Annotated in this window: 10 protein-coding genes and 1 tRNA gene; 4 read left to right on the forward strand and 7 right to left on the reverse strand. The window is 65.0% G+C overall.

The window, feature by feature from the left end; all coding sequences use genetic code 11:
- Window positions 1-95 precede the first annotated feature (95 nt).
- A complete protein-coding gene (gene fdhF / locus MU553_RS15035) occupies window positions 96-2,213 on the reverse strand; it encodes a formate dehydrogenase subunit alpha (RefSeq protein WP_247378825.1) in 2,118 nt (705 codons plus the stop codon).
- Window positions 2,214-2,367: 154 nt separating this feature from the next.
- On the opposite strand from fdhF, the gene MU553_RS15040 reads away from it, so the two are divergent.
- Entirely contained in the window at window positions 2,368-2,949 is a 582-nt protein-coding gene (locus tag MU553_RS15040; RefSeq protein WP_247378826.1) for a hypothetical protein, read from the forward strand.
- 14 nt (window positions 2,950-2,963) lie between these two features.
- Here MU553_RS15040 and MU553_RS15045 read toward each other — a convergent pair whose 3' ends face one another.
- The gene (locus MU553_RS15045; protein ID WP_247378827.1) at window positions 2,964-4,742 is read right to left on the reverse strand and encodes an aldehyde ferredoxin oxidoreductase family protein; all 1,779 of its coding nucleotides are present in this window, start codon (window positions 4,740-4,742) and stop codon (window positions 2,964-2,966) included.
- A gap of 164 nt (window positions 4,743-4,906) precedes the next feature.
- On the opposite strand from MU553_RS15045, the gene MU553_RS15050 reads away from it, so the two are divergent.
- On the forward strand, window positions 4,907-6,067 hold the full coding sequence (locus MU553_RS15050; protein WP_247379044.1) for a glutathione-independent formaldehyde dehydrogenase: 1,161 nt from the start codon (window positions 4,907-4,909) through the stop codon (window positions 6,065-6,067).
- Window positions 6,068-6,104: 37 nt separating this feature from the next.
- Here MU553_RS15050 and MU553_RS15055 read toward each other — a convergent pair whose 3' ends face one another.
- Entirely contained in the window at window positions 6,105-6,275 is a 171-nt protein-coding gene (locus MU553_RS15055; RefSeq protein ID WP_247378828.1) for a hypothetical protein, read from the reverse strand.
- 90 nt (window positions 6,276-6,365) lie between these two features.
- On the opposite strand from MU553_RS15055, the gene MU553_RS15060 reads away from it, so the two are divergent.
- Window positions 6,366-6,521, forward strand: a complete 156-nt coding sequence (locus MU553_RS15060; protein ID WP_247378830.1) for a hypothetical protein — start codon at window positions 6,366-6,368, stop codon at window positions 6,519-6,521.
- A gap of 22 nt (window positions 6,522-6,543) precedes the next feature.
- On the opposite strand, the gene MU553_RS15065 is transcribed toward MU553_RS15060, so the two are convergent.
- Window positions 6,544-7,626: a CobW family GTP-binding protein gene (locus MU553_RS15065; RefSeq protein WP_247378832.1), complete on the reverse strand. Its 1,083-nt coding sequence runs from the start codon at window positions 7,624-7,626 to the stop codon at window positions 6,544-6,546.
- Between the two features lie 414 nt (window positions 7,627-8,040).
- On the opposite strand from MU553_RS15065, the gene MU553_RS23630 reads away from it, so the two are divergent.
- A complete protein-coding gene (locus MU553_RS23630; protein WP_282594328.1) occupies window positions 8,041-8,274 on the forward strand; it encodes an arsenate reductase/protein-tyrosine-phosphatase family protein in 234 nt (77 codons plus the stop codon).
- Between the two features lie 273 nt (window positions 8,275-8,547).
- Here the strand turns inward: MU553_RS23630 and MU553_RS15075 are convergent, their stop codons facing one another.
- The 3 genes from MU553_RS15075 to MU553_RS15085 form a co-directional block, all read right to left on the reverse strand.
- Entirely contained in the window at window positions 8,548-9,597 is a 1,050-nt protein-coding gene (locus MU553_RS15075) for a hypothetical protein (RefSeq protein WP_247378835.1), read from the reverse strand.
- A 409-nt stretch (window positions 9,598-10,006) separates the two neighbouring features.
- Entirely contained in the window at window positions 10,007-10,369 is a 363-nt protein-coding gene (locus tag MU553_RS15080) for a winged helix-turn-helix domain-containing protein (protein ID WP_247378837.1), read from the reverse strand.
- 248 nt (window positions 10,370-10,617) lie between these two features.
- Window positions 10,618-10,692: transfer RNA gene (locus MU553_RS15085), tRNA-Arg, on the reverse strand.
- Between the last annotated feature and the right edge of the window lie 36 nt (window positions 10,693-10,728).

A 10,728-nucleotide genomic window follows, 5' to 3' on the forward strand; every position in this document is an offset into this window, starting at 1 on the left:
GTCGTGTCGGCTGTATTCCCACAGCTGAGACTGGTCAGTGCGACCGGAGAAATCGTCCGGAAGCGACGGAAGGTGTGCGGTGATCGGGAAGTGAGTCAGTCGTCGTCGGCGGCGGCCGAGTCAGCCGATTCGACGCTGACCTCGATCTCCGCGGCTGCGGCTTTGTACTCCGGGATCTTCGCGCGTTCGTCGAGGACGTCGTTGGTGAGACGGTTGGCCGAGGCGGCGGCGAAGTGAGGCGTGGTCCAGATGACGCCCTCCTTGATGTCCTCGGTGACGTTCGCGACGACAGTGATCTCGCCGCGGCGGGACTTGATGATCACGTCGTCCTCGTCCTCGATGCCGTAGCGCTCTGCGTCGTTCGGGTGGATGTCGACGAAGTTCTCGGGCGTCTGGCGGTTGAGCGTCGGCGAGCGCCGGCTCATCGTCCCCGTGTTGTAGTGCTCGATGAGCCGCGCCGTCGTCAGGATGAGCGGGTACTCCTCGTCGGGCACTTCGGCGGGCGGCTGGTGGCGCACGCCCTCGACGTACCCCAGGCCGTCTGACGTGGTGAACTCGTCCTCGTAGAGGAACGGATCGCCCTCGTCGCCGGGCTCGTAGCAGGGCCAGTGGATGCCCTCCTCGCCCAGCAGGTCGTAGGTCATCCCGTGGTAGCTGGGACAGACCTGCCGGAGTTCCTCGAAGACGTCTTCGGGGTCCGAGAAGTCGAAGCCGCCGTCCTCCCCGAAGAGTCGAGTCCCGACCTCCGCGAGGATGTCGAGGTCGTGGCGGGTGTTCTCGTGAACTTTCTCGACGGGGCGCATCCGCTGGACGCGGCGGTCGGTGTTGGTGACGGTGCCGCCCCGTTCGGCCCAGGTGGTCGCCGGCAAGATCACGTCGGCGAACGTGGCCGTCTCGGTCATGAAGATGTCCTGGACGACCATGAACTCCAGTCGCTCCAGGCGCTCGGCGACCTCGTTCGCGTCGGGCTCGCTCATCACGGGGTTCTCGCCCATGACGTACAGCCCGTGGACGGACTCGCCGGCTTCCATCGAGATCTCGACGTTCGTCAGTCCGGGTTCGGGCGGGACGTCGAATCCCCACACCTCCTCGACGGCGCTGCGGGCCGCGTCGTCGTCGACGTTCTGGTAGCCCGGCAGGACGTTCGGCATCGCGCCCACGTCGCAGGTCCCCTGGACGTTGTTCTGACCGCGGAGCGGGTTGACGCCCGTCCCCGGTCGGCCGAGGTTCCCGGTGACGAGTGCGAGGTTGATCTCGTTCTGGACGTTGTCGACGCCGCAACTGTGCTGGCTCATCCCCATTCCGGTGAAGATGGCCGCGTTCTCGGCCGTGGCGTACTTCTCGGCGGCTTCCTCGATGTCTTCTAGGGGGACGCGACAGGTTTCCGCGGCTGCTTCCTTGTCGAAATCGTCGAGCGTCTCTTCGAGGTCTCCGAACCCTTTCGTGCGCTGTCGGACGAACTCCTCGTCGACCCAGTCGTTCTCCAGGATCGTCTTGAGGACGACGTTGAGCAGCGGGATGTCGGTCCCGGGCTCTAGCTGGAGGTGCATGTGGCGGTCGGTCCCCTCGATGTCGAACGACTTCGTGGTCTTGTTGGCGTGGGGGTCGACCTGGATGACGGTCGCACCGTCGATGACCGCCTGTCGGAAGTACTGGCTGTTGGCGATCGGGTGCTGTTCGGCGGGATTGGCTCCCTGTATCCAGAACACGTCGGCTTTCGCACCCAGGTCCTCCATGCTGTTGGTCATCGCCCCGGCACCGAGACTCCGGCGGAGCGCCCACACGGTCGAAGCGTGACACATCCGGGTGCAGTTGTCGACGTTGTTCGTGCCGTAGCGACGGGCGAGCTTCTGGAGGAGGTAGTTCTCCTCGTTCATCACCTTCGAGGAACCGTAAAAGCCCATCGCGTCCGGGCCGTGTTCCTCGCGAATCCGTTCGAGTTCGTCGACGATTCGCGAGAGGGCTTCCTCCCACGACGCCTCGCGGAACTCTCCGTTTTCCTTGATGAGCGGTTCCGTGAGTCTGTCCTCGTGATCGACGACTTCCGTGGCCGCACCGCCCTTGATACAGATGCGACCCTCGTTGACCGGGGCATCGCCCCACGGCATGAATCGCATGTCACCGGGCTCGTCACCGGGCTTGACCTGGATGCCACAGCCGACGCCACAGTACGGACAGATCGTCTTGACTGGCTCTTGTTCTTGTTCAGACATGTGTTGATCCCAGAGGGCGGACTGATTCCGCGATACGTATGCAACAAAAGCCGCTGCACCTGCATGAGTGTTTTTACCACACAGGGAGAAGTTCCGGCGCGGACATCCGTCTCGCGGACAACGACGCCTCGCGGTCGACGCAAAACACAGGGCGATGGGGGACGACAGGCTACGCGGGATGGACCTGACCCGCTCGGTCGTCGAGACCAACGCCGAAGAGTACCGTCGGGAAGAGCCGCTCTTCTCGGTCGAACAGGAAGCCATCGACATCTTCCCGTCGATGTTCGCCGCGGGCGACTTCGGCTTCCGGGACGCCGAGTGGGTCGTCATGTGGTACTACCGCCGGTTCCTGGGCGAGTTCTCCCACGCCAAGCGACAGGCCGTCGAGGCGGAGTTCGGTGAGAACGACTACGAGACCATCCACCAGGCCATCGCAGACGCCGTCTCGACGGTCGATCCGGAGGCGAAGGTCGAGCGGTTGACCGATCTGTCCGGGGTCGACGTACCCATCGCCACCGGGTTTCTCATGTTCATCGATCCCGAGGCGTACGTCGTCGTCGGCGAGCGCGAGTGGACGGTTCTCCGGGACGCAGGTGCCCTCTCGGACCCGTATCCCGATCCCCCGACGGCGGCGGAGTACGTCACGTATCTCGACTGCTGTCGCGACCTGGCGGACCGCTTCGACTGCGACCTGTGGACGCTGTACATGGCTCTCTGGCGGCTGTGGAAGGCCTGAGTTCGATCGCCGGGTCACGACGACTCGGTCGCGGTAGTGCCGATGGGCGTCTCGTCGTCGACGACGTCGAGGAGATCGAGGCGGGCCAGCGTGTCGGCCGTCGGCAACCCAGCTGCGTCCCAGCCACGGGCGTCGTAGTACGCGTCGAGCATTCGCTCGAAGGCGTCAGGGTCGACCACGGGGCCGTCGCTCGACTCGGTACCGGCCGGTTCAGTGAAGCGCGGCGGGAGTTCGTCGTCCGCTCGGGCGAACCCCTCGCGAACGTTGAACAGCCGCGTGAGGTTCCAGACGCGCTCGCCGACGAGCGACAGGTCATCGGGGACCGGCGCGCCGACCGCCCGGAGCCACGCCTCGCCCAGATCGTCGAGGACGGCACCCAGGAAGTCGTCGGCGACCAGACTCCAGAGCACCGACCGCGTGTTCTGTTCGGCGATCACGGCCTGTGCGGCCCGGTCGGGAGACCACGCCTCGGAGTCGAGCGGTTCGCGTTCGATCGGTCGACTGCGCCGGTGACAGGCGCCGCGGTCGCTCGTCGCGTACGCGAGCGCCATGCTGGCCGCTCGCCGCGGATCGTACGACGGGACCTCCATCCCCTTCACTGTGGGAATCCTGTCGGTGGCCCCGAGTTCGGCGGCGGCTTCGTCGACGCCGCGGGCGAGCGCGTCGCCGAGGGCGGTCCGGCGCGTCGCGATCTCGTCGAGGAGGTCGCGGGCGGCCGCCGCGTCACCGAACGAGAGGTCGCGGTCGAGCAGTCCGTCCTCGCTGGCGAGGATCGCCCACGCCACGGCGTTCCCCGCGCTGATGACGTCGACGCCGAGTCGGTCACAGGTGTCGCCGAGGGTCACGACGGCGTCGAACTCGTCCACGCCGAGCGTGGCGCCGAGGGTCATCTGGGTCGCGCCGCGGGGCACGCTCTCGCCCTCGTCCGTTTCGATCCGGAAGCCGCCGGGAACCTGCTCGTCGTCGCGTTCCCGGCCAGTCGCCGCCTCGCGAACGGCTTCGATGCCGATGTCCGCCGTTCCCTCGAAGTGATCGTCCTGCCAGCCACGCGTCGCGAGTGCGCCGATCGCGTCGGCGAACTCGGCCGATTCGAGGGTCTCGCTCGCGGCCTGCCAGCGGCCGACGGCGTCGGCGGCGAACCGCTCGGCTGCGGCGCGGCGACGGTCCGAATGGCCCGTCGGCGGCTCACCGCGCGCGACGACGGCCTTCAGTTTCTTGCTCCCCATCACGGCGCCGGCTCCGCCGCGACCCGCGTGGTGGTCGCCGCCGTCAGTGGCGATGGTCGCGTATCGAACCCGGTGTTCGCCCGCTGGTCCGATACACGCCACCGCCGCGTCGGGGAACGCGACACAGGTCTCACTGGTGTCGCTCCCCCACAGCGCACCCGCCGTCTCGATGCGAGCGCGGCCGTCTTCGACGACGAGCGTCACCGGGTCCGACGCGTCGCCGGTCACCAGGACGCCGACGTGGTCGCCGAGTGCGCCCGCCAGTGCCCCGGGAAACGAGCCACCAGCGTACGAGTCGAGGAAGGTGCCGGTCAGTGGGGACTTCGTGATCGCCGCGAACCGCTGCTCGCCCGGTAGATACCCCGTCAGCGGTCCGCGCATGAACAGCAACGCGTTGGTCGGCCCTAGCGGATCGGTGCCCGCGTTCACCGCCTCGTAGAGGTAGCGCGCGCCGAGTCCCTTGCCGCCGACGAAGCGCCGTCGCCACTCCGCAGGGACGCGTTCACTCTCGCAGGTCCGTGCCCCGAGGTCGACGCGCAGGAGACGGGACGGTGTGGCGTGGGCCATCTACCCACACTCACTGCATTGGCAGGCAAAAGGATGTCTCAGGTCGGAATCCTTGCAGTTCGGCGCCCCGGCCGACCTGCTCGCCGAGTTATATGTAACAATTAATCAGTTAAGAACATGCCGCCGAGCGTGGAGGGGACTAGATGGGTTGATACCATATGTCAATGGAAGCAGTCGTCTATCAGGGCGAGAAAGACGTTGCGGTCGAAGAAGTAGACGAACCGGAGATCCAACACCCGAACGACGTCGTCATCGACATCACGACGACGGCGATCTGTGGCTCGGACCTGCACATGTACGAGGGGCGGACGGCAGCCGAGCCCGGGATCGTCTTCGGTCACGAGAACATGGGAACCGTCAGCGAGGTCGGTGAGGGAGTCAGCACCTTGGAGGAGGGCGACCGCGTCGTCGCCCCGTTCAACGTCGCGTGTGGGTTCTGCCAGAACTGTGAAGAGGGATACACCGGGTTCTGTACGAACGTCAATCCGGGCTTTGCGGGCGGTGCGTACGGCTACGTCGCGATGGGGCCGTACAAGGGCGGCCAGGCCGAGAAGCTCCGTATCCCGTACGCGGACTTCAACGCGCTGAAACTCCCGCCGGGCGATGAACACGAGGACTCCTTTGCACTGCTCGCCGACATCTTCCCGACGGGCTGGCACGGGACGGAGCTGGCGAACCTCCAGCCCGGCGAGTCGATCGCGATCTACGGCGCCGGGCCGGTCGGCCTGATGGCAGCCTACAGCGCCGACATCAAGGGCGCGTCGGAGATATACGTCGTCGATCGCGTCGAGAGCCGACTCGAGATGGCCGAAGACCACTGCAACGCGACGCCGATAAACTTCGAGGAAGCCGATCCAGTCGAACAGATCAAAGACCAGCACGGCGGCGGCGTCGACAAGGGCGTCGACGCGGTCGGCTATCAGGCGATCGACCCCGACACGAAGCCGACAGACGACGCGTACGACCCGGCCCGCGAGAATCCCGCGATCGTCCTCAACGACCTCATCAAGACGGTTCGCCCGACCGGCGAACTCGGCATCCCCGGGCTGTACGTCCCGTCGGACCCGGGCGCACCGGACGAGATGGCTGCGCAGGGTCGGCTCGGCATCGACTTCGGGAAACTGTTCGAGAAGGGGCTAAAACTCGGCACCGGGCAGTGTAACGTCAAAGACTACAACCGCTACCTGCGGGACCTCATCGTCCAGGGACGCGCCGACCCGAGTTTCGTCGTGACTCACCGCGTCGACATCGAGGAAGCCCCCGAGATGTACGAGCGGTTCGACAACCGCGAAGAAGGCGTCGTGAAGGTGCTCCTCGAACCGTAAGCCGGCCCTACTCGGCGGGCCCCGGCGTCGCTTTCTTTCAGGCGCGGACCCAGGCGTCCGGGTGTTCCTCGCGAAGATGGTCCTGGTAGGACTTGACCATCGCGGCGTGCGAGCGCTCGATCGCGTACCACTCGCAGTGTTCACAGCGGCCAGTGAGCGGCCCCTCGCTTCGCTGGCGACCCCGCCGGGCACAGTGGCGTCCGTGCATTGCACACGTCTCGATAGGTCAGGCATATGAAGATGTCGACCCGGGCGAGGTGGCCGAACTGTTATCGCCGCTCCCGCGGTACGTACGGGCATGTGCCAGTACTGTTCGTACACGTTCCACGACGGGTGGACGCAGTTGCTCCAGTACGACGACGTGTATCAACGATCAGTTAGTTCCGGGTCTGCGGGCACCTACGGCTTCCACGAGTCCTGGGCGGATCTGCGCGAACAGGTCGGCATCGACTGAGCGAGCGGTCGGCCCACGCGACTCAGTCCGCTTCTCTCGGGAACGGGTCGCGAGTCCACTCGTCGTCCGCACCGCTGACCAGACACGCGTCGAGTTCCGACCGGATTCGCTCTTCGTCGAGGTCCGTGCCGATGAACACGAGTCGCGTCGCGGGATCGTCGTCGCCCCACTCGCCGATCGGGCCGGCCTGGACAGACGGGCCCGCCTGACTCACACCGATGACTTCGTCGGGGCGACTCGTGACCCACGCGAATCCCTTGGCCCGAACGATGGCGCCGTCCCAGTCGTCCAGCCACGCGTCCAGCCGCTCGGGGTGGAACGGGCGCGCCCGCTCGTAGACGATGGACTCGACGCCGTGGGTTTCGGCCGCGCTCTCGTGGTCGTGCTCGCCCGCGAGCGCTCGCTTCCACCCCTGTTGTCGACGGCCGACCTCGTAGTCGAACAGCCCTGTGTCGACGACGGCATCCGTCTCGACGTCGCAGTACGTCGTCCGGTGGATCGTCGCCCGCGGCTGAAGCGTCCGAATGACGCTTTCGAGGTCGTCACGAACCTCGTCGGGAACCATGTCGCACTTGTTCAACAGGAGGACGTCACAGAACTCGATCGCGTCCACGAGGACGTCGGTGAGCGGCCGCGCGGGATCTGGCGCGCTCGCCGGGAGGTGTTCGTCCTCGTCGAAGGCCTTCCAGAACCCGTAGGCGTCGATCACCGACACCGTCGTGTCCAGGGCGACCCCGGCCGGCGGCTCGTCTGTGGTGGCCCCGGTGAGCGTCTGTGCGATGGGGACCGGCTCGCTGATGCCGGAGGCCTCCACGACGATGGCGTCGAGTTCCCTGGTCTCAGCCAGCGACTGGACTTGCTCGCGGAGGTCGTCCTGGAGCCGGCAGCAGACGCATCCGTTCGAGAGGTCCACGACGTCCCCGCCCTCGTTTGCGATGCGTTCCGCGTCCACGTTCACCTGGCCCATGTCGTTGACGACGACTGCGAGGGTCCGCCCCGCAGGCGCGTCGAGGAGCCGGTTCACGAGCGTCGTCTTCCCCGCACCCAGCGGCCCGCAGATCACCGTGATCGGTACCCCGTCCTGATGGGTCGGTTCGCGTCCCATGCCGTGTGATACGGCCTCGAGAGACAAGTCCCACGGGGCCACCTCTCGACACCTCGTCACGTCCCCGCCCGGCCAGAACGGAGCCGGTAGCAAAGCGGGATTCAGACGGACGCAGTTTCGGAGGACATCACTCGCTTATTTCGGCTAAGACGGGCTTTCATCCGAAAATTTACCGGCTAACAATGCTGATCCTCCGTGAGCCACCGCCACGGTGAACCTCAGTGACCTTCAGCTATCACTCGGCTGTACCACGCGCCAAGCGCCCAGCGATCGGGCGGTGACAGGCACTAGTTCGACAGTGGAGCCATGAACACCAACGTCGAGCGGCTGACCGAGAGTCTCCCGGACGTCCATCGATACGCCGGACTGGGACGGAAACGGATGAGCGTCGCCCTGCATCGAGTCGCGCTCGGAATGGGACGCACGCCGACCGTCCAGGACCCGGAACACGCGCTGGCGCAGCTGTCTGGCTCGTCCCAGGTTCTCGTGCTCTGCCACGGGAACATCTGCCGGAGTCCCCTGGCCGAGCGGCTGTTTCGGACCCGACTCCGCGATCGAGGGATCGGTCGTCTCGGAGCCGCAGTTCGACTATCTCGATCTGGACGATCCCGAACCGTTCCTCTGCAAAGTCGGCGCGCTCGCCTGTGAACTCCCGTCCCTCGCCCGCGACTCGCTGGCAGGACCGTTCACGAGCGATCAGCCCGCGGACGTAGAATCACGGCAGCCGTCCCGCGTTCCGCCGCTCTCCTGGCTCCGCTGACCACGCCAGATCGGCTCGTCCGACGCGCTGTTCGGGCAGGAGCGATTGGCGGACCGCGGCGACCGAACGATCGAGCACGAAGCCACCGTCTGAACCGGGAGGCCGACGAAATCCAACCCACGAACGGCTTGCAAATTGTCTCAAGCGACGCGAACAGGCGGTCACAGCCTTGCAACAGCAGGCCATGCCGGCTTCCGACTCAAGTGACAACGACCGCCGTCGGACGCGTCGTTCGCAAACCATCCCGACGACACAGTTTCGCGATTCCCATGCCACATCACGATCAAAACCGGGGTCAAGAGCACGCACAGCACGGCCAGCAGTCCCAGCAGTACGGACAACAGCAGGGCCAACAGCATCAGGGGCAGATGCACAGCGGTTGGCCGAGTAAACAGGGTCGCGGCGCTGACCAGGGCGCTGCGGACGAACGCCACTCCCAGCAGTTCCGCCAGCAGATGCACGAAAAGGCCGAGCAGCAGGCCCGTGATCCACAGACCGGCCAGTTCGTCGATCAGAGCCAGGGCCAGCGCGGCCAGCAACAACAGCACGGCCGACAGCAACAGTACGGTCAGCAGGGACAGCAGCGTGGACAGGTCCAGCAACAGCACCAACAACGACAGCAACAGCAGCCCCAGCAACAGTATCAGCAGCATCAGGGCCAGCAGCAGCCCCAGCAACAGTATCAGCAACCGCAGCAGTCTCAGCAGCGAGGCCAACAGTACGTCCAGACACAACAGCACCGCCAGCAGTCTCAGCAGCCCCAGTTCCAGGGCCAGCAGGGGCAGGGCCAACAGCATCAGGGGCAGATGCACGGCGGTTGGCCGGGTAAACAGGGACGCGGCGCTGACCAGGGCGCTGCGGACGAACGCCACACCCAGCAGTTCCGCCAGCAGATGCACGAAAAGGCCGAGCAGCAGGCCCGTGACCCACAGACCGGCCAGTTCGTCGATCAGAGTCAGGGCCAGCGCGGCCAGCAACAACAGCACAGCCAACAGTACTAGAATCGGCGTCGGCAGTCCGATTCCGAACCGCGGTCGACGATTCACCGTTATCGGTGGGAGCACGCGGGTCCAGCAGCCGGACCCTCGTCGTACGGTCTTCGCAGATACCTGTTTGGCCCAGGTCGTGGTTTCTACGCCGAGCCTGCAGAAGCAGCTGTGGATTCGAATCGTTCCGGACGAAATGGGTGCTGCAGGCTCTTGTTCGACCATCGAACGAATCGACCTTGCAGCCGTGAAGCTGCGGAATTCGGAGGTTTCAGACCAGTAATGAGGATGGTCAGACGGCAGTCACGGATCGAGATATTCCGTACATTCAGTGATCATTCTGTCAGTGAATCCAGTGGTGATTTCGCCCTGCGCGTTGACGACTGCACGGTCTTTGATCGTCGCCACTACCCACGGTGAGCAATACGAGGTCTTCTGTGGGTTGCGGCCGGTGATCCATTCAGAGCCGACTGCATAATTGGCCGGCAAGTCACTCGTCGTCAGTGCAGCACAGATGTATTCCTGCCCCTGATACGGAAGCGAATCAGCGGCTAGCACAAGCCACAATCGTGGATTCGAGCCCTGTCTGAACGGGTCTGGTGCCCAGAAGACATCGCCCTTCTGGAAGGCGCTCCTACTCACGGTCTTCCCGTGGATCAACCGCGTGGGCCTGCCACTCGTCGTAGTCGAACGACTCCTCCTCGTAGCTGGCAGCGACAGCATCGGCGTGATCAGCCGCATGGTCGAGACTCCGGGCGTGATCGCTGATCCGCCAGTACTTGCCTCGGTGGTCAACCCGTCCAGACTCCCGGAGTCGGACGAGGGTTGGACCGACCGAGCCACGGGTGACATCTGTCTCGTCAGCGATCTCGCTCTGTGTGAATGCCTGGTCAGGGTGCTGTTCGAGAAACGAGAGAATTTCGTGCGCGTTCGTCCCTGGTGTCGGCTCATCGCCCTCGGTATCGATGTTCTCGAAGTGATCCGCACTGATAGGCATGTGTATCACAATGTATTGGATGTACTAAGCCGTTGTCCTCACTGTAGAGCATCGAGACCAAGATCGTGGGTTCGTTCAGCCGCTAAACGGGCGGGACTCTGGAAAGAGGATACAATACGCCGCCTTCGTGCGGGTAGAACAACCATGGGCGCTGCAGGATTGTGAACCACGGTCGCGGCGAAGCCGCTCCCTGATTCAAATCCTTTGTCCCAGTTTCGCCACTCGCCGTTCGGCTCGTGGCAGAAACATGGGCGCTGCAGGATTTGAACCCGCGACAGCTTGGTCCGAAGCCAAGTACTCTGTCCAGACTGAGCTAAGCGCCCTCGGTGCGGGCTATTCGGTGTGCAGTGTTAAACGCC

This window comes from Halorientalis brevis (genome assembly GCF_023077655.1).